This window comes from Methylobacterium sp. AC832 (assembly GCF_979256025.1).
The window spans coordinates 1,261,762-1,280,973 of the sequence record NZ_CEEDMV010000001.1 but is presented as its reverse complement, the minus strand read 5'-3'; the positions used below and the strand labels follow the sequence as shown (position 1 = coordinate 1,280,973).

The window sequence follows — 19,212 nt, the reverse complement described above, 5'->3', positions numbered from 1 at the left end:
TTATGACGGAAATTACAGACATCCCCGAAAAGCTCCCCGTGGCGGTGGAGCGCTTCATCCTCCACTGGGGCGATCTCGGCGGGCAATGGGGCGTCAACCGTTCCGTCGCCCAGATTCACGCCCTGCTCTACCTGTCGGACAGGCCCCTGGCGGCGGAGGAGATCGCGGCGACCCTCGGCATCGCGCGCTCCAACGTCTCGACGTCGCTCAAGGAGCTGTCGGGCTGGAACCTGATCCGGCGCGTCCCCGTGCTGGGCGAGCGTCGCGATCACTTCGTCGCCGAGACCGATCTGTGGGAGATGGTCACGCGCATCGCCGCCGGCCGCAAGGAGCGCGAGATCGATCCGGCGATCGCGGCCCTGCGCACCTGCGTGGCGCAGGCCGAAGGCGATCCGACCATCGGCGCCGTCGCCTCTCGCCGCCTCAAGGCGATGCTCGAATTCACCGAGACCATGGATCGCTGGCACAGCCAGATGCTCGGCGTCCCGCACGCGACCCTCGCCAAGCTGATCCGCCTCGGCAGTCGGATCGTGCGCTTCCTGCCCTCCAAGCCCGAAGGCTGAACCGGGGAGCCGCGATCATGACCATGACGGCGATGAGGCGGCCTTCCATGGGCCGGACGGCGCCTCCCCCCGGCGATAGTCCGGTGATGGCCCGTGCGCACGAGGCCGACCTCCGCGACCTGCGCTTTCGCAGCCTGATCGCGGACGAGGACTGGACCACTCTGTCGCCTGCGATCCGCCGGCGCTTCACCAAGCGTCTCCGCCCCGGCACCAGCGCCGTATATGTGGGAACCGTGATCGAGACGCGGATGAGCCGCCTCGGCTGGGTTCTGGCACAAGCCGCCCGCCTCATCGGCGGCCCGCTCCCCACCTCCCGGGCCACGGGCCTCGCCAGCGTCGTCTCCGTGACGGAGGACCGGTCGGGCGGCGGGCAGGTCTGGACGCGGCTCTATGCGCGGCCGGACGGATTTCCCCAGACCGTCAATTCGGCCAAGCGCTTCGCCGGGCCCACCGGCCTCGAAGAGCATGTGGGCGGCGGTCTCGGCATGAGCCTCGATGTCGCCGTCGTCGACGGCGGGCTGGTCTTTTCGAGCCGCCGCTACTTCCTCCGGCTGGGCGGATGGCGTCTGCCGCTTCCCGGTTTCCTGACGCCGGGCACCCTCACGGTGACCCACGGCGAGACCGGGACGAACCGCTTCGCCTTCATCCTCACCGTTCGTCATCCCTGGTTCGGCACGCTGATCCGCCAGGAGGCGGAGTTCCGCGACGTCGTCGACGCCTGATCCATCACGGGGGAGACCCGACATCATGACCTCGACCTTGCTGTGGTCGCTGATCGCCGTGCAGATCGCCATGGGGGCCTTCGACACCCTCTACCACCACGAACTGACCGAGCGCCTCGCCTGGCGCCCGTCCCAGCGCGGCGAGTTGCGTCTCCATGCCGTGCGCAACTGGCTCTATACCCTGCTCTTCCTCACCCTCGGTTTCGCCGAACCCAAGGGGCTGCTCGCCTGGGCCATCATGGGCGTGCTCATCGTCGAGGTCGTGATCACGCTGATGGACTTCGTCGAGGAGGATCTGAGTCGGCGCCTGCCGGCCACCGAACGGGTCAACCACACCCTCCTGGCGCTGAATTACGGTGCGATCCTCGTCCTCATTCTACCGGTGCTGCTCGGCTGGGCCAGGGAGGCCACGGGCATCGCCTGGGTGAGCCACGGAGCCTGGAGCGCCCTCGCCCTCGCCGCCTCGCTCTCCGTCGCGATCTTCGGCCTGCGCGACTGGTTCGCCGCCGGGCGGTCCGAGCGCCTGGGCCTGCCCGCGCCGGCCGGGCTCGCGGACGTGCTCGCTCCGGCGCGGGCGATCCTGGTGACAGGCGCTACCGGCTTCGTCGGCCAGCGCCTCGTGGCGAGCCTCGTGGCGGCCGGCCACGAGGTGACGGTCCTGACCCGTGACGGGGCGAAAGCCGCGGCACTGCCCGCGCCGTTGCGGATCGTCACCTCCCTCGACCAACTGCCGGACGGCGCGCGGCTCGATGCCATCGTGAATCTCGCGGGCGAACCGATCGCCGACGGGCTGTGGACGCCCGCCAAGCGCCGCGCGATCCTCGCGTCGCGCCTGAGGACGACTCGGAGGCTCGCCAAACTGGTGGCCCGCCTCGACAGGGCACCTTCCGTCGTCGTCAGCGGCTCGGCCGTCGGATGGTACGGCCTGCGCGGCGATGACAGCCTCACCGAATCGAGCCCGGCGGCTTCGGCCTTCACCCAAAGGGTGTGCGCGGCCTGGGAGCGGGAGGCGATGGCAATCGCGGCCCTCGGCCCACGGGTCGTCCTCCTGCGCACCGGGCTGGTGCTCGGAATCGAGGGCGGCCTCCTCGCGCGACTTCTCATGCCGTTCGAGTTCGGCCTCGGGGGACGGATCGGCTCCGGGCGGCAATGGATGTCGTGGATTTCCCGCGACGACCTCGTCCGCCTGATCTGCCACGCCATCGCGACGCCGACCATGGCGGGACCGGTGAACGCCACCGCGCCGGAGCCGGTCCGCAATGCCGATTTCGCCGCATCCCTGGCGCGGCAGCTCCACCGCCCGGCAATCTTCCCGCTTCCGGCGCGGCTCCTGCGCTGGCTGGGCGGCGACTTCGCCGAGGAGATGCTCCTGGGCGGGCAGAGGGTGCTGCCCGAGAAAGCGCTCGCCAGCGGGTTCGCCTTCCGGCATGCCCGGCTGGATTCGGCACTTGGATCCATTCTGGGCCGGAATGTCGGGCGGGAGGCGGAGGCCCGGCCCTCGCGGGCCGTCGTCCCGCTGAGAGAATGACCGGCATGGGAACGCGGCGCGCAGCCCCCCTTCGTGATGGAGCGAACCCCTGATCACCGCCCTCGTCTATACCGGCGCCGCTTTGGCCGAGATCGCCGGGTGCTTCGCCTTCTGGGCCTGGCTGCGACTCGGCCGGTCGGCCTGGTGGGCCCTGCCGGGCGTGGCGTCCCTCGTCCTCTTCGCCGTGCTGCTCACCAGGGTGGAGAGCGACGCGGCGGGCCGGGCCTATGCCGCCTATGGCGGCGTCTACATCGCCGCCTCCATCCTGTGGCTGTGGCTCGCCGAGAGCCAGAGGCCGGACCGGTGGGATATGACCGGTGCCGCAATCTGCCTCGTCGGCACCGGGATCATCCTGTTCGCGCCGCGCGCCTGACGACGCGCGTCACATCTCGTGCGGATCGGGCTCCACCAGGATCTCGCGTTTGCCCGCGTGGTTGGCCGAACCGACAATGCCCTCGACCTCCATCCGCTCCATGAGCGAGGCGGCGCGGTTGTAGCCGATCTGCAGGCGGCGCTGGATATAGCTGGTGGAGGCCTTCTTATCGCGCATGACCACCTGCACGGCTTGGGCGTAGAGATCGCCGCCGCTCTCGCCGAAGCTGCCCTGGTCGAAGACCGCGCCGTCGACCTCGATCTCGTCGATCGAGCCCTTGGCCGATTTTCCGCCTTTGGTCCCCTTGTCGTCGTCCTCGCCATCGTCGGCGGTGACAGCTTCGAGATAGGACGGCCGTCCCTGGCGCTTTAGGTGGGCAACGACGCTCTCGACTTCCGAATCCGAGCAGAACGGGCCGTGGACACGGGTGGTGCGGCCACCACCGGCCATGAACAGCATGTCACCCTGGCCCAGCAGCTGCTCGGCGCCCATCTCGCCGAGGATCGTGCGGCTGTCGATCTTGGACGTGACCTGGAAGGAGATCCGGGTCGGGAAGTTCGCCTTGATCGTGCCGGTGATGACGTCCACCGACGGGCGCTGCGTCGCCATGATGAGGTGGATGCCGGCTGCGCGCGCCATCTGAGCCAGGCGCTGGATCGCGCCTTCGATGTCCTTGCCCGCCACCATCATCAGGTCGGCCATCTCGTCGACCACGATGACGATGTAGGGGAGCGGATTGAGGTCCATCTCCTCGGTCTCGTAGACCGCCTCACCCGTCTCGCGATCGAACCCGGTCTGGACCGTACGGGTCAGGACCTCGCCACGCCCACGGGCCTCGGCGAGGCGCGCGTTGAACCCGTCGATGTTGCGCACACCGACCTTCGACATCTTTTTGTAGCGCTCTTCCATCTCGCGCACGGCCCATTTGAGGGCGATGACCGCCTTCTTCGGGTCGGTGACGACGGGGGAGAGCAGGTGCGGGATGCCGTCATAGACGGAGAGTTCCAGCATCTTCGGGTCGACCATGATCAGGCGGCACTCTTCCGGCTTCATCCGGTAGAGGAGCGACAGGATCATCGTGTTGATGGCCACCGACTTACCGGAGCCCGTGGTGCCGGCGACGAGCAGGTGGGGCATCTTGGCGAGATCGGCGATGATCGGCTCACCGCCGATATTCTTGCCGAGGCACAAAGCGAGGCTCTGCTTCGTCTCGACGAAATCCGCCGAAGCGAGAAGCTCGCGCAGATACACGGTCTCGCGCCTGGCATTGGGCAGTTCGATGCCGATGGCGTTGCGGCCGGGCACCACCGCCACGCGGGCCGAGACCGCCGACATGGAGCGGGCGATGTCGTCCGAGAGCGAGATCACGCGGCTCGACTTGGTGCCGGGGGCCGGCTCCAGTTCGTAGAGCGTGACCACCGGGCCGGGGCGGACGGCGAGGATGTCGCCGCGCACGCCGAAATCGCTGAGCGTCGCCTCGAGCAGGGTCGCGTTCTGCTCCAGGGCTTCCGTCGAGATCTGGCTCGCCAGGGACAGGCTCGGTGCTTCGGCGAGCAATTCGAGGGCCGGATGAGCGTAGCTCTCCGCGCCATAGTTTTGGGAGACGGGCGCGCGCCGGATCGGCGCCGGAGCGGGAGACGGTGCCACAGGGGCGACGCGGGAGCGCGGGGCCGGCACAGACGCGACCGGTTCCTCGTTCGCATAGTACTCCTCGCCGCCATCATCCGGCTCGTCGTCGTGCAGGATCGGCTCCGGGAGGGGCCGGCGTGTCACCGGCCGGGGCTCCGCCACGGGCTGCGGCTCGAAGACCGGCTCGCGACGCGCCGAGGCGGCATCGCCTCTCGCCGGGTTTCCCATCTCCTGCGGTGCGTGGGTCGACCAGGGCGCGTCGTCTCCATCCGAGAACGCGCGGCGCGCGGCCAGAGCCGGCGAGGCGCCCGCATAGGCGAGGTCCGTGGCCGCCGCCGCCCTTTCGGCACGCCATTCGGCGATGCGCCTGGCGAGGGCGGTCCGGCCGCCCATCAGGAGATGCGCCAGGGTGCCGAGGGAGACGATGCCGAGGCTCAGCTCGTCCTCCTCATAGCGGCCGTCATGCCGTGCCGAGGAGGGCGGACGCTGGTTGGACGCGGACGGAAGGGGCTGATCGTAGGGCTCCTCCTCCGGCTCCGCTCCGGCGCGGCAGGCACCCGTGAGGCAGAGGATCGCTACGGCCGCGAAGGCGAAGCCCACGAGGGCAGCCGCTGGCGACGCGATGGCGCCGACGATGAGTCGCGCGGTATGGATCAGGGCATCGCCCGCCACCCCGCCGAGACCGGTGGGAAGAGGCCAGCGGGCGGTGGGCGGCAGTGCGCTCGCCACCGCGCTCGCGGCAAAGAATCCGATGATCCAAAGGGTGAGCCGCAGCCCGCCCCGGGGCAATTCGCGCGATCGCATCAGCTGCACGCCCCAGAAGGCGGGCGGCAGGGCGAAAGCGAGAGAGCCCAGCCCGAGGAGCTGCATCGCGAGGTCCGACACCACCGCACCGCCGGTGCCGAGCACGTTGTGCGCGGCATGATCGGTGGCGTGGTTGATGCTCGGATCGTCGATGGACCAGGTCGCCAGAGCGACCGTGAGCGCGGTCGCGCCGGCAAAGAGGATGAGACCGCCCATCTCCGTCATCCGCTTGGCCAAAAATGGCCGAAAGCTGTCGACGAAGGTGTCGTAAGGCGATGCGGAACGGCGGAGCGAGCGCATACGGGACCAGACGCAGGGAGAAACGATCCGGTAACGCTATGGCGACCGAGTTAACGGCTGTTTAAGGCTTAGAGATCGTTAGCGCGGTGCGTACAGATGTCCGTGCTTTCATGCGCTGTCACCACGCGCCTTGCCGGAATTCATCCGCGCCGCCAACGAAGAAAGGCCCCGGATCGCTCCGGGGCCTTCTTTGTCCGTCGCTGAGCTCGGGGCTTAGCGGAAGAGGTTCAGGAGGCCGCCCGGCTCGGCATAGATGCCAGGAGCTGCAGTCGACGTCTGGAAGGTGATCGAGCCGATGACGGCATCGCCACACCACTTGGAGGTTCCGCCGTTGTTGAAGCCGCGGTAGTCGCCGGTGAAGTTGAAGCAGTCGGTCTTGCTCAGGTTGGTGTTGTGGTAGCGAACGTCGAGGACGATGTTCTTGTAGGTGTAGGACAGGCCGACGTTGCCGTAGAGGTAGCTCGGCAGGTTGAACGCGGTCTGGCCGGTAGCCGAGGTCTTGGCGGCGGTCAGGAAGTAGTAGCCGAGCTCGGACGAAAGCGAGAAGCCGCCCGAATAGGCCTCGGGAAGGAACGAGAACCAGTTCGCCGGCAGGGTGTAGGCGGCGGTACCCGAGGTGTAGGTGCCGTTGGCGTGCTGGCCGAGGAAGTTCGGCGAGAAGAACACGTTGAGGCCGAGGGTCAGCGCATCCGACGCTGCCCAGGTGCCCTTGGCGGCATATTCCATGAAGTCGGTGTTGGCGGTGGTCAGGAACGCGCCGCCGGGGCCGAGCAGGCGCTTCTCGTTCGGGTAGAAGTAGTAGAGCACGCCGAGATCGAGGGTGAACTTGTCGAAGGTCGGACGGATACCGGCGGCGAGATCGAACTCCATGTCCGGCTGCGTGGGCAGGCGGGTCTGGTAGGTGGCGAGGCCGGTATAGGCGAAGCCGCCGAAATACTGGGCCTCGAAGAAGGACTGGTAGCTGCCCTGGCGGTTCGACTGCGACACACCGCGGAAGTTGTAGTCCGTCTGGTAGCGCGAGCCGAACGAGAAGCCGATCAGCGGGTCGGCGACCTTCGCCTCGACCGGCATGACCTTCGGAGCGGCAAGGTCGGCGGCGTTGACGCTGCCAACGCTCAGGAACGCGGCGAGGGAAGCGGCAGTCCCCAGTGAAGTCAGCTTCAGTGTCATTAGAGTTCAGCCCCAGTTATTCTGTGAGAGCCAAGTTGCCCAATCCCGCCGATCTTCGCAAAACTAACTTTGATGCAATTGCCCAGCAAATAGGCAAATACGGCTTCTGGCGGGACTTGCCATCGGGATGTTGCATTTGCATCACATTCTCGCCCCAGTCCGGCGGGGTGAGCCGGCCCTGCCCGTATACCGAGGGGCGGTCGATGCCTCTTCGCGGGCTTTCACGGCCATGAAAAAGGCCCCGGTCGCATGGCGACCGGGGCCTCTTGGTGCGGTGAGATCGCGCTAGAGCAGGATCAGTAGTTGTAGGCGCGCTCGCCGTGATCGGCGATGTCGAGGCCTTCGCGCTCTTCGTCCTGGGTCACGCGCAGACCGATGGTCAGGTCGACGAGCTTGTACAGGATGGCGGAGCCGATGGCGGACCACAGGATGGTGAAGCCGACGGCCTTACCTTGGGCGAGGAGCTGGGCCGCCATATCGTAGGCGCCCACAACCAGTTCGCCGGGCTTGCTGGTGTAGTCGGGGATGCCGACGCCGCCGAGGTCCGGGCTCACAAGGATACCGGTGGCCAGGGCGCCGAGGATGCCGCCGATGCAGTGGACGCCGAAGACGTCGAGCGAATCGTCGTAGCCGAGGGCGTTCTTGACGGTGGAGCACATGATGAAGCAGGCGCCGCCGGCGACGAAGCCGAGGACGATCGATCCCATCGGGCCGGCGAAGCCGGCAGCGGGCGTGACGGCGACGAGGCCGGCAATGGCGCCCGAGAGCATGCCCAGGAGAGAGGGCTTGCCCTTCAGCATCCACTCGACGAACAGCCAGGAGACGGCGGCGGCGGCGGTGGCGACGAAGGTGTTGATCATGGCCAGACCGGCCGAACCGTTGGCTTCGAGGTTGGAACCGACGTTGAAGCCGAACCAGCCGACCCAGAGCAGCGAAGCGCCGATCGTGGTCATGGTCAGCGAATGCGGGGCGAGCAGGTCACGGCCGTAGCCGATACGCTTGCCGAGCATCAGGCAGCCGACGAAGCCGGCGATGCCCGCATTGATGTGCACGACGGTGCCGCCGGCGAAGTCGAGGGCGCCCCACTTGAAGAGCATTCCGGCATCGGCGTTGACGGCGTCCAGGGCAGCCTGAGCGGTTGCCTTCGAGGCATCGTCGGTCGCGGCCGCAAGAGCCTTGGCCGCATCGCCGACGACGTCCGGACCACCCCAGTACCAGACCATGTGAGCCATCGGGAAGTAGATCAGGGTGACCCACAGGATGGAGAACACGAGCAGGGCGGAGAACTTCATCCGCTCGGCGAAGGCACCGACGATGAGGCCGGGCGTGATCATCGCGAACGTCATCTGGAAGCAGATGTAGACGTATTCGGGGATCACGACGCCGTTGGAGAAGGTCGCCACGGTGGTGGACGGATCGACCCCCTTCAGGAAGACCTTGGAGAAGCCGCCGACGAAGTCGTTGAGACCGCCGCCATTGGTGAAGGCCATGCTGTAGCCGAAGGCGACCCACAGAAGGCTGACGACCGCCGCGATGGCGAAGACCTGCGTCAGGATCGAGAGCATGTTCTTGGTGCGCACGAGGCCGCCGTAGAACAGCGCCAGGCCGGGCACCGTCATCAGCAGCACCAGGACCGCCGAGATCATCACCCAGGCGGTGTCGCCCTTGTTCGGAACGGGTGCGGCGGCAGCCGGGGCCGAGACGACTTCTGGCGTCGGCGACTGTGCGAGGGATGGCTCGACGAACAGGAGGGCCAGCGCGGCGCCTCCCATCCCGAGCGCAAGGGCATTGCGAAGTTTCATGGAAACGGAACTCCCGGTCGCGGTGCGATGGTGATGTGGGGAAAGCAGGGGAAGGCAGGCCGGAGCGTCGTCCAGCCGGGCCTTTGGATCAGAGCGCGTCGACGTCGGTCTCGCCCGTGCGGATGCGGACGGCCTTCTCGAGCGGCACGACGAAGATCTTACCGTCGCCGATCTGGCCGGTGCGGGCGGCGGCGGCGATGGCGTCGATGACGCTGCTGGTGAGGTCTGACGCGACGGCGACCTCGATCTTCAGCTTCGGCAGGAAGCTCACCGCGTATTCGGCGCCGCGATAAATCTCGGTATGGCCCTTCTGGCGGCCGTAACCCTTGACCTCGGTCACCGTGAGGCCGTGCACGCCGATCCCGGTCAGCGCATCCCTGACCTCCTCGAGCTTGAACGGCTTGATGATAGCCATCACGATCTTCATGGGCGGCGCCCCCTTTGTTCTGGATGCCCCCGGTCACCGGCGCGATCTACGTCGCGGCCCGGCGATCCGGCATTTTCGCACCAGCCAGAATGGCCAAGCGATCGGCGCCCATCATTCAAGGATTATGCCAAAGGGAACTTTTCCCGATTTTGCCATCTGCACACAAAGTGACCGATCACTGACGCGGGATCGGGCGAAATTTCTGCGTCAATCGCCTAAAGAATACTCATTCAGACGATATCGTGAGCAGAGTGGCAGCCAGTAAAGCAAAGGTTGCAGAGGTTCAGGATCCATCGCCGGTCGGGCGTATCAGGCCTTCCTGAGCGACCGACGCCACCAGCTCGCCACGTCGAGTGAAGAGCGATCCTCTGGCGAAACCGCGCGCGCCGGAGGCGGACGGGCTGTCATGGACATAGAGCAGCCAATCATCGGCGCGGAACGATCGGTGGAACCAGAGCGCGTGATCCAGGCTGGCGGATTGGATCGACGCGTCGAACACCGTCTTGCCGTGCGGAATCAGGGTGGCGTCGAGGAGCATCAGGTCGGAAGCATAGGCGAGTACGGCCCTGTGTAGCGCCGGCTCGTCCGGTAGCCGCTCTCGCGCCCGCATCCAGACGTGGAACCGAGGCTCGCGCGGATCGCGCGACAGATAGCGTTCGACCTCCACCGGCCTCAACTCGATCGGGGTGGCCCGTCCGAGATAGGCGCGCATGGTCGCGGGGATCGCCGGCCCCGCCGCCGCGGCGAGAGCGGGGGCGTCGAGCAGCGCCTCGGGGGCCGGCACATCCGGCATGCCGGCCTGATGGAAAGCACCGTCTTCCTCGATGTGGAACGATGCCGAGAGGGTGAAGATCGCACGGCCATGCTGGTGGGCCACGACCCGCCGCGTGGCGAAGCTGCGCCCATCGCGAATCCGCTCCACCGCGTAATCGATCGGGGCGGCGGGATCGCCTCCGAGGATGAAATAGGCGTGGAGGGAATGCGCCGGGCGACTGGCCTCCACGGTGCGCGACGCGGCCACCAGGGCCTGCCCGAGCACCTGGCCGCCGAAGACGCGGAACCAACCGGTCTGGATGCTCTGACCACGGAACAGGTCGTCAGCGAGCGGTTCAAGGTCGAGGCAGGCGAGGAGTTCGTCGACGGATCCGGTCATGCGGGCCTTTGCAGGACAGTGACACCGAGGGTGTCGTGCAACGCGTATTATTGGGCATTGGCATCGCCACACCGGGCACGGAATGCAAGGCGCGCGGGTGAAAGCCACGCATCGGACGTCTCGCCCACGTGCCGAGCCTCGCCAATGCACCAAGCCTCGCCTTCGCGCGTTGGCTCCGGCAAAGCGCATGGCCTCGGGCAAGAAACGTTGCCTCGGATGAAACGCGGTGCCAGTGCAGGCCCGTCGGATCGCAGCCGGCGCGGAGGGGGACGAGGTGAAGAGCATGGGCGGATCGATGGACGGTCGCGCACCTCGCAAGGTGATCGTCGCGGGCGGCGGTATTCCCGGCCTCAGCCTGGCGCTGGCTCTGCGCCAGGCCCATGGCGAATCGTTGGATGTGGCTGTCTTCGATCCGGGGCTGGATCGTGCGGCTTTACGCCATCGGGGGCGTGCCTTCGCGGTGGCGGCCGGCGGGCGGCGCATGCTGACGAGGCTGGGGGTCTGGGACGACATCGCTCATGCGGCCGAACCGATCCTCGACATGGCGATCAGCGACAGTCGGCTGACGGACCCGGTCCGGCCCATCTTTCTCACCTTTGGCGGACATGGCGCCGATGACGTAGCGGAGGCCGGCGAGCCCTTCGCGCACATGGTCGAAGCGGAGTTCCTGGTGGAATCCCTGCTCTCGGCATCGAGAGCCTGCGGCGTTGTCCTGGAACCGGTCGGCATCCGCCATGCACAGGCGCGGGGTGCCGGCATCGCCGTCGCCCTGTCCGACGGGCGCGGGGCCGTCGCCTCCCTGCTGGTGGCCGCGGATGGATCGCGTTCGAGATTGCGCGAGGCCGCGGGGATCGGTTGGGTCGGACGCTCCTATCCGCAGATGGGCATCGTCGCGACGATCGGGCATGAGCGTCCGCATGGTGGCCGCGCCTTCGAACATTTTCTGCCGAGCGGCCCCTTCGCCATCCTGCCGCTGGTGGATGGCGGCGCGCTGGGTCATCGCTCCTCCATCGTCTGGACCGAGCGGACCTCGGATGTGGAGGCGCTGATCGGCGGCAGCCGGGAAGAAACGCTTGCGGAAATCGAACGGCGCTTCGGGCTCAATCTCGGTCGTCTCGTCCTCGAAGACGGGCCGAGCGCCCACCCGCTGTCCCTCGGCATGGCGCGGAGCTTCCGGGGCGAGCGACTCGCCTTGCTCGGCGACGCGGCCCACGTGATCCACCCCATCGCCGGGCAGGGATTGAACCTCGGCCTCGCGGATGCCGCTTCGCTGGCGGAGGAGATCACGGAGGCCTTGCGGCTCGGCCTCGACCCAGGGGCGAAGGATGTGCTGCAACGCTACGAGCGCAGCCGGCGCTTCGATACTTTCGCCATGGCGGCGGCCACGGATGGACTGAACCGGCTGTTTTCCAACGATGTCCTGCCGGTTCGCCTCGCGCGCGATCTCGGGCTCGGCCTCGTCGACAGGCTCCCCGGCCTGAAGTCGCTGTTCATCGGCGAGGCCTCGGCCTCGCGGGCTGCCTCGCCCCGGCTGATGCGGGGCGAGGCGTTGTGAGCGTTGGTGTGATCGGATTTCTCAGTGGCTGCTCAAGGCACAGTAGATCATCCAATCAGACCTCCTCATCCTGAGGCGCCCTTTGCCTGAGCAAAGGGCCTCGAAGGAGCCTTCCAGGGATCGCGCGACCACTGGAGCGCTCCTTCGAGGCCGCTACGCGGCGCCTCAGGATGAGGTAGAGCTTGGACAAACACCTCTTGAACAGGCCCTGAGAGGTCCGTGGTTCAGGCCTTCTCGGCCTTGGCGCGCTCGATACCCTCGTTGATGAGGCGCTGGGCCTCGGCCTTGTCGCCCCAGCGCTTGATCTTGACCCACTTGCCGGGTTCCAGATCCTTGTAATGCTCGAAGAAGTGCTGGATCTGCTGGATCGTGATGTCCGGCAGGTCGGTGTAGTTCTCGATCCGGTCGTAGCGCATCGTCAGGTGGCGCGAGGGCACGGCGATGATCTTCTCGTCCTCGCCGGCATTGTCCTCCATCACGAGGACGCCCACCGGCCGAACGCTGATGACCGCGCCGGGAGCGATGGCGCGCGTATTGGCCACGAGAACGTCGCATGGATCACCGTCACCCGAGAGCGTGTGCGGGATGAAGCCGTAATTCCCCGGGTAATGCATCGCGGTATAGAGAAACCGGTCGACCACCAGAGCACCGGATTCCTTGTCCATCTCGTACTTGATCGGATCGCCGCCGATCGGAACCTCGATAATGACGTTGACGTCGTCCGGCGGATTCTTACCGATCGAGATGGAATCGATGATCATGGGGTCCTCTCTCTAACCTGCAGCAACCTGGGGCGCTGTTTGACGCGTCTCTTAAATCCCTTCCCGGTTAAAAGAAATCGGCCTTCGCCCGTTGCGCGGGGCTTTTGCCCCAAATCGTTACCTCAGGGTGCAGCGACTCTCGCCCGGTGAAGCGTCCATCGAGCCCGCTTCCGGTTGATCGCCACGACGTCCACGTCGTCGATCAGGGCTTGTTCTTCCGCGAGCCGAACCAGCGCTGCCAGACGCCCTCGATCCAACGGGCCGAGCGTTCGAGCGGGACCTTGAGTGCCGGGATGTCCTGGCTGAGGAGAGCCAGTCCCACCGGCAGCATCCAAAGCCCGAGCACGGGCAGGATCGAGAAGATTCCGCCGAGGATGAACAGCAGCGCCGCGCCGATCCTGATCCAGCGGCGATGGGGTTCGCGAAGCCACTCGATGGCCTTGCGCAGCGTGTCGGGCAGCTTCTCGGTGAGGCGGGTGACGCGGTCGTCCCAATCCTGCGCCGTGCAATCGCGGCGCGACACGTCCTGCTGACTGGTGGTCATTGTGGTCCTTGTTCCGGCGCAGGGAAGTCCGGGCCGACCCACGACATGTGGGAGCGGTCCGGCTTCAGCGCAGGATCAACGATCCATGCCGTGCTCAGGGTTCCGTGACGGGGACGTCTGACCGGCCCGGCGGCCGGATGTCATTCGAAGCGGTAGGCCGCCTTGTCGAGGACGGCGCCGGCCATGCGGTCGACGGCCTCGGCCACCCTCTTGCCGCCGAGACCGGCGTAGAACGCGCAGGCGCGCTCGTTGCCCGTCAGCGTCCAGACCCCGATCCGTGTCAGGCCGTGGTCGATCAGGTCGTTGCGGATCGCGCGGAACAGGCGCCGGCCGAGCCCCAGGCCCTGATAGGCCGGCAGGATGTAGAGCTCGTCGATCTCTCCCGCTGCCTTGAGCGCGCTCCCCCTCGCCTGCCCGTAGATGGCGTATCCGACGATCTCGTCGCCGATCTCGACGACGACCAGGGGGCGGTTGCGCTGGGCCGCGCCGACCCACCATTGCGACGAGCGCTGGGAGATCATCCGCTCCAGGGAAATGCCGGGGATGATGCCGCGATAGGCCTCCCGCCAGGTTTCGTCGAAGACGTCGCTCAGCCGGTCGGCGTCTCCCGAACGGGCGCGGCGGATGCTGGTGGTGCTCGTCTTCATGACTGTCCCTACGCTCGGTGGAAACGGGAACGACGTCGCATCGAAATCCACGATACGGGCATGATGAAGGCAAGCCGGATGCCGAATTCTCGTGGCCGGGAATATCGATGCCCGATGGCGCCCTTACGCGACACGCGTTTGCCCGATCCTCTACCGGCTGTTAGAGCCGCAGCACTGTCCTCCCGACCGGTTCCAGCAGCCACCCGTGTTCAACAGATTCATCAAGCCCGAGATCCGCTATGCCCGGCGCATGGCGCGGATCGCCCGCTTCGAGCAGCCGATCTCCGGTCGGAGCGCACGCGTGCGGGCCTGGGCCAACATGCTGCTCGTCGACCACGGCGTGTTCCGTCTCGCCTATCTGAACCGTCACAAGATCGGGACCGGCAAGATCTGGCGCTCGGCCCAGCCCACACCCCACCAGCTCGCCTGGTTCCGGCGGCAGGGCGTGCGCACGGTGATCTCCCTGCGTGGCGGCCGCGAGCACGGCTCCTGGCCGCTCCAGCGCGAGGCCTGCGCCCAGCAGGGGCTGAACCTCGTCGAATTCGTGCTGCGCTCCCGCGAAGCGCCCTCGAAGGAGACGATCCTCGCCGCGAAGGCGTTTTTCGACGGCGTCCAGTATCCCGCCGTGATGCATTGCAAGTCGGGAGCGGACCGGGCCGGCCTCGGCGCTGCCCTGTTTCTGATCCTCCACGAAGGCGTGCCGGTCTCGGAGGCGATGCAGCAGCTCTCGGCCCGGTACGGCCATTTCCGCTTCGCCAAGACCGGGATTCTCGACGCCTTCTTCGACCTCTACCTGCGCGACGGCGAAGCGAAGGGTCTGGATTTCCTGACCTGGGTCGAGACGGTCTACGACCCCGAGGCCCTGAAGCGCGATTTCCGCCCCGGCTTCTGGTCCGACCTCGTGGTCGACCGGGTGATCAAGCGCGAATAGGTCCGCCGCCCGCGCCTACTCCGCCGCCAGCCGCGTCGTTTCGCGGAACGGATGGGCCGGGTAGGTGCCGATGATGCGCAATTCGCGCGAGAAATAGGCGAGTTCGTCCAGCGCGCGGGCGAGGCCCGGATCCTCCGGATGGCCGTCGACCTCCGCATAGAACTGCGTCGCCGAGAACTGGCCTTCGACCATGTAGCTCTCGAGCTTCGACATGTTGACGCCGTTGGTGGCAAAGCCCCCGAGCGCCTTGTAGAGCGCCGCCGGGATGTTGCGGACGCGGAAGATGAAGCTCGTCACCGTCGGTCCGGTATTGGCCGGCACCTCCACAGCCTCGGGCGAGAACACCACGAAGCGCGTGGTGTTGTGGCTCTCGTCCTCCACGTCACGGGCGAGGATATCGAGCCCGTAGACGCCTGCCGCCATGGCCGGCGCCAGCGCGCCGCGACTGGGATCCCCGGCCTCGGCGACTTCGCGCGCCGCGCCCGCCGTGTCGCCGGCCACGATGGCCTTCAGCCCCAGCCGCCGGATGATCTTGCGGCACTGGCCGAGGGCGTGGACATGGCTGTGCACCGTTTTGATCGCCTCGATCGGCGTGCCGGGAAGCGCCATCAACTGGAAATGGATCGGCAGGAAATGCTCGGCCACGATGTGCAGGCCGGATGTGGGGATGAGATGATGAATGTCGGCGACACGGCCGGCGATGGAGTTCTCGATCGGGATCATCGCCAGCGCCGCGCGGCCGTCATTCACCGCCGCAAAGGCTTCTTCGAACGAGGCGCAGGGCAGCGGGGTCCAGTCCGGATAGGCCTGGGCGCAGATGATGTGCGAGTTCGCGCCGGGCTCACCCTGGTAGGAGATCGTCTTACGGGATTCGGACGTGCGGGATTCGGACGTGCGGGGCTCGGTCGTCTGGGACATTGAGGTGATGACTCGGTTCGTCAGTTGAGGCGCCGGGCATTGAGCACGGCCCGCGCGCGCTCGAGGTCGGCGGGGGTGTCGACGCCCAGCGGCAGGTCGTCGACGATGGTGGCGTCGATGCGCATGCCCGCCTCCAGCGCCCGCAGCTGCTCCAGCTTCTCGCGGGTCTCGAGCTCCCCGGGCGGCAGGGCCATGAAGCGGGTGAGCGCACGGCGGCGATAGGCGTAAAGGCCGATATGGTGGAACAGCGGCCCCTCCCCCCAGGGCGCCTGCGCCCTGGTGAAATAGAGGGCGCGCAAGCGGTTCGGCGTCACGTGATGGCCCACGAGTTTCACCACGTTGGGATCGTGCCGCTCCTCGTCGCGGGTGATGAGGGCGCAGAGGGTGGCGATATCCACAGCCCGATCCGCGAGTGGCAGGATCGCGGCCGCGATGGCCGCCGGGTCGATCGTCGGCAGGTCGCCCTGCACGTTGACGATGACGTCGTGGTTGCCCTGCGGATCGATGATCTCGAGGGCCTCGGCCAGCCGGTCCGATCCGGAGGGATGATCGGCCCGGGTGAGGGTCGCGAGGCCACCGACCCGCTCGATGGCATCGACGATCTCGACGGCATCGGTCGCCACCACCACGGGGCCGATGCCGGCCTCCACGGCCCGGCGCCAGACATGCACGATCATCGGCTCGCCGGCGATGTCGGCCATGGGCTTGTTGGGCAGCCGCGTGGCCGCCATGCGGGCGGGGATCAGGACGAGGGGATCTGACATCGACCGGCGGATCTCTCCAGCGAGGGGGCGGATTAGCAGGGGCGATGCGGGTTGTCATCGTCGCCGGGGCGTCGCACGGGTGACAGCTTCGCCTCTGCGACTACGCGGCCAGTGACTCCGGCATTGTCAAGATCGGTCGAGTACCGCTATTCACCCTCGAACATTTCCAGAGTCCGGGGCATCCGCTCACCGGGCCTCGCATGCCGCCGCAACCGGCGGACGCCCCCGGAGTTGTCGAGAATGGACTCTTTCGAGCTGAACAAGGTCGCGGGCGCCGTACTCGGCACGCTTCTTCTCGCCATGGGCTCCGGGTTTGTCGCCGAGTTGATCTATTCTCCGAAGCCCGCCGGCAGCGCGGGCTACGCCCTCCCCGAGCCTCAGCCCGAGGCTGCGGGCGGTGGTGCGGCCGCCGCTGCCAAGGTCGAGCCGCTTCCGGTTCGCCTCGCCAGCGCCAGCGTCGAGAAAGGCACCGGCGCCGCCAAGAAGTGCGCCGCCTGCCACAGTTTCGAGAAGGGCGGCCCCAACAAGGTCGGCCCGCATCTCTGGGGCGTTGTGGATCGTCAGCGCGCCCATGAAGGCGGGTTCGAATACTCCGCCGCCTTGAAGGAAAAGGGTGGCACCTGGACCTACGACGAACTCGACCACTTCCTCGCCAATCCGAAGACCTACGTGCCCGGCACCAAGATGGCCTTCGCCGGGATCCAGGCTCCGCAGGAGCGCGCCGATGTGATCGCGTATCTGCGTTCGCTTGCCGATACGCCGGCTCCGCTCCCCGCCGTGGAGAAGGCCGCGGCTGCGGACAGCCCGGCTGGCGACAAGCCTGCCGATCAGAAAGCGCCGGAAGAGAAGCCCGCGCAGTAGGCTACGCGACCGGGGAAGTTCCCACATCGATGAACGATCAGAAAGGCCGGGCTTGTCCCGGCCTTTTGCGTTCCAGGACGTGAGCCGCGTTTCCAACGAGGGAATCACCCGGACCGACAGCATCCCGCACTGCAGCAAAATAATGTGAAAGCCGGCTCACCCATTGACTGAGGCGGTGCGGATCGCATGATCGTGATGACAGCAAATTAAGCACGATAATCTTGCGCTGTGAGTCGAAAAACAGTCTCCCTGTCGACTTTGTGGAAGGATTTCCCGGTAGGACGGGGGAGTGGGACACCACCACATTGAGTTAGAATTATATCAGTTATTGCATTGCACAATAAAAATGATGCAGGAAAGCCCCGTAATCTGGGCCGTGGAAACGGCGCATAGGTCGAACGGATTTGAAGGGCAGAGTGTTATGAGCGAGCATGCATCGATCCACCGTCGCAAGCTGCTGACGTATTTCTCGACCAGCCCGCTTTTCGCACCGAGCGCTGCCCGCGCCCTGGCCGGCATCGCCGCTTTCGGAACCACCGAAGCCGTGGCCCAGAGCTATGACGTGCTCCGCGCCGCTCCCGTGATGAACGGCGACCTCATCGCCTCCCCGGCGCAGGCCCTCAACGTGTTCGATTTCGAGCCCGTGGCGAAGAAGGAATTGCCCCCGGCGCATTACGGCTACCTCGCCAGCGGCGTCGATGCCGACAAGACGCTGAAGGCCAACCGCGACGATTTCGACAAGATCCATATCCGCGTTCGCCGCCTGATCGACGTGCGCAAGATCGACACGACCGTGACGATCTTCGGTGAGACCTGGGCAAGCCCGATCGCGCTCGCCCCCGTCAGCAGCGTGGGTGCCTTCCACCCCGAGGCGGAGGCCGCCGCCGCCCGCGCCTGCAAGGTGAAGGGTCACCAGATGATCCTGTCCACGGTGGGCAGCACCTCCATCGAGACCGTGATCAAGGAGCGCGGCGCGCCCGTCTGGTACATGCTTTACCCGACCGACGATTGGTCCGTGACCGAGAAGCTGGTGAAGCGGGCCGAGGCCGCCGGCGCCCCGGCCATCGTGCTCACCGTCGATCGCCAGGGCGGCCGCAACACCGAGACGCTGTTCCGCGAGCGCCGCGCCGACACCCGCACCTGTACCGATTGCCACACGCCGGGCTTCAAGAACGAAGTCAGCCGCAAGCCGATGTTCGACGAGATCGACGTGTCGAAGGTGACCAACCTCTACGGCACCGGCATGACATGGGATTACGTGAAACGCCTGCGCGGCATCGTGAAGGGCAAGCTCGTCCTCAAGGGCATAGTGACCCAGGAAGACGCCAAGATCGCCCTCACCCACGGCGTCGATGCCATCATCGTCTCCAACCATGGCGGCCGCGCCGAGGAGAGCCTGCAATCGACCATCGGCGCGCTGCCCGAGGTGGTCGCCGCCGTGAACGGCAAGGTCCCAGTCCTCATCGATGGCGGGTTCCGCCGCGGCACCGACGTGCTCAAGGCCCTGGCGCTCGGCGCCACCGCCGTCTGCGTCGGTCGTCCCTACATCTGGGGCCTCGCCGCCTTCGGCCAGCCGGGCGTCGAGATGGTGCTCACCCTGATGCAGCGCGAATTCGAGACGATCATGCGCCAGGTCGGCGCGACCAAGATCGCCGAGATCACGCCCAAGAGCGTTCAGATCGTCTGACGTCCGGTCGATCGGATTTGTCCTACGGTTGATCAGGCGTGAGCGGATCATCCGTAGAAGTCGATTATCCAAT

The 19,212-nt window shown here is 66.8% G+C and carries 17 protein-coding genes and 1 pseudogene; 8 read left to right on the top strand and 10 right to left on the bottom strand.

From position 1 onward, the window contains the following. The first annotated feature begins 2 nt into the window (after positions 1-2). From AC0IXR_RS05935 to AC0IXR_RS05920, 4 genes are all read left to right on the top strand, one after another. A complete protein-coding gene (locus AC0IXR_RS05935) occupies positions 3-563 on the top strand; it encodes a GbsR/MarR family transcriptional regulator (RefSeq protein ID WP_056429788.1) in 561 nt (186 codons plus the stop codon). A gap of 86 nt (positions 564-649) precedes the next feature. Further along, complete coding sequence (locus AC0IXR_RS05930; protein ID WP_471760053.1) at positions 650-1,285, top strand: DUF4166 domain-containing protein; 636 nt, start codon at positions 650-652, stop codon at positions 1,283-1,285. A 25-nt stretch (positions 1,286-1,310) separates the two neighbouring features. After that, a complete protein-coding gene (locus AC0IXR_RS05925) occupies positions 1,311-2,813 on the top strand; it encodes a TIGR01777 family oxidoreductase (protein WP_471760052.1) in 1,503 nt (500 codons plus the stop codon). Positions 2,814-2,862: 49 nt separating this feature from the next. Beyond that, positions 2,863-3,186, top strand: a complete 324-nt coding sequence (locus AC0IXR_RS05920; RefSeq protein ID WP_207412440.1) for a YnfA family protein — start codon at positions 2,863-2,865, stop codon at positions 3,184-3,186. A 9-nt stretch (positions 3,187-3,195) separates the two neighbouring features. Here the strand turns inward: AC0IXR_RS05920 and AC0IXR_RS05915 are convergent, their stop codons facing one another. The 5 genes from AC0IXR_RS05915 to tesB all read right to left on the bottom strand — a co-directional run bounded on the left by AC0IXR_RS05915 (position 3,196) and on the right by tesB (position 10,471). Next, positions 3,196-5,919 carry a DNA translocase FtsK gene (locus tag AC0IXR_RS05915; RefSeq protein ID WP_471760051.1) on the bottom strand — a complete coding sequence of 908 codons (2,724 nt, stop codon included), beginning with the start codon at positions 5,917-5,919 and terminating at the stop codon, positions 3,196-3,198. Between the two features lie 213 nt (positions 5,920-6,132). Further along, positions 6,133-7,089, bottom strand: a complete 957-nt coding sequence (locus AC0IXR_RS05910; RefSeq protein ID WP_244478085.1) for a TorF family putative porin — start codon at positions 7,087-7,089, stop codon at positions 6,133-6,135. Between the two features lie 296 nt (positions 7,090-7,385). Then, positions 7,386-8,891, bottom strand: a complete 1,506-nt coding sequence (locus AC0IXR_RS05905; RefSeq protein ID WP_056429781.1) for an ammonium transporter — start codon at positions 8,889-8,891, stop codon at positions 7,386-7,388. A gap of 88 nt (positions 8,892-8,979) precedes the next feature. Further along, positions 8,980-9,318, bottom strand: a complete 339-nt coding sequence (locus tag AC0IXR_RS05900; protein WP_018044676.1) for a P-II family nitrogen regulator — start codon at positions 9,316-9,318, stop codon at positions 8,980-8,982. A gap of 283 nt (positions 9,319-9,601) precedes the next feature. Next, on the bottom strand, positions 9,602-10,471 hold the full coding sequence (gene tesB / locus AC0IXR_RS05895; protein WP_471760050.1) for an acyl-CoA thioesterase II: 870 nt from the start codon (positions 10,469-10,471) through the stop codon (positions 9,602-9,604). Positions 10,472-10,754: 283 nt separating this feature from the next. Between tesB and AC0IXR_RS05890 the strand changes: the two genes are divergently transcribed. Continuing rightward, positions 10,755-12,026, top strand: a complete 1,272-nt coding sequence (locus AC0IXR_RS05890; protein ID WP_471760253.1) for an FAD-dependent monooxygenase — start codon at positions 10,755-10,757, stop codon at positions 12,024-12,026. A gap of 224 nt (positions 12,027-12,250) precedes the next feature. On the opposite strand, the gene ppa is transcribed toward AC0IXR_RS05890, so the two are convergent. The 3 genes from ppa to AC0IXR_RS05875 all read right to left on the bottom strand — a co-directional run bounded on the left by ppa (position 12,251) and on the right by AC0IXR_RS05875 (position 13,978). Next, complete coding sequence (gene ppa, locus AC0IXR_RS05885; protein WP_018044679.1) at positions 12,251-12,787, bottom strand: inorganic diphosphatase; 537 nt, start codon at positions 12,785-12,787, stop codon at positions 12,251-12,253. A 202-nt stretch (positions 12,788-12,989) separates the two neighbouring features. Further along, positions 12,990-13,331 (bottom strand): hypothetical protein, encoded by a 342-nt coding sequence (locus AC0IXR_RS05880; protein ID WP_056429778.1) that lies wholly within the window; start codon positions 13,329-13,331, stop codon positions 12,990-12,992. Between the two features lie 140 nt (positions 13,332-13,471). Further along, on the bottom strand, positions 13,472-13,978 hold the full coding sequence (locus AC0IXR_RS05875) for a GNAT family N-acetyltransferase (RefSeq protein ID WP_056429776.1): 507 nt from the start codon (positions 13,976-13,978) through the stop codon (positions 13,472-13,474). Between the two features lie 205 nt (positions 13,979-14,183). Between AC0IXR_RS05875 and AC0IXR_RS05870 the strand changes: the two genes are divergently transcribed. Beyond that, positions 14,184-14,909 (top strand): fused DSP-PTPase phosphatase/NAD kinase-like protein, encoded by a 726-nt coding sequence (locus tag AC0IXR_RS05870; protein ID WP_461224883.1) that lies wholly within the window; start codon positions 14,184-14,186, stop codon positions 14,907-14,909. Between the two features lie 15 nt (positions 14,910-14,924). On the opposite strand, the gene AC0IXR_RS05865 is transcribed toward AC0IXR_RS05870, so the two are convergent. Further along, entirely contained in the window at positions 14,925-15,827 is a 903-nt protein-coding gene (locus AC0IXR_RS05865; RefSeq protein ID WP_207412424.1) for a prephenate dehydratase, read from the bottom strand. Positions 15,828-15,847: 20 nt separating this feature from the next. Continuing rightward, a complete protein-coding gene (locus AC0IXR_RS05860; RefSeq protein WP_461229586.1) occupies positions 15,848-16,591 on the bottom strand; it encodes a 3-deoxy-manno-octulosonate cytidylyltransferase in 744 nt (247 codons plus the stop codon). A gap of 240 nt (positions 16,592-16,831) precedes the next feature. Between AC0IXR_RS05860 and AC0IXR_RS05855 the strand changes: the two are divergent. Next, positions 16,832-17,443: pseudogene (locus AC0IXR_RS05855) on the top strand (c-type cytochrome); the annotation flags it as partial. Between the two features lie 430 nt (positions 17,444-17,873). Next, a complete protein-coding gene (locus AC0IXR_RS05850; RefSeq protein WP_471760049.1) occupies positions 17,874-19,139 on the top strand; it encodes an alpha-hydroxy acid oxidase in 1,266 nt (421 codons plus the stop codon). The last annotated feature ends 73 nt before the right edge of the window (positions 19,140-19,212 follow it).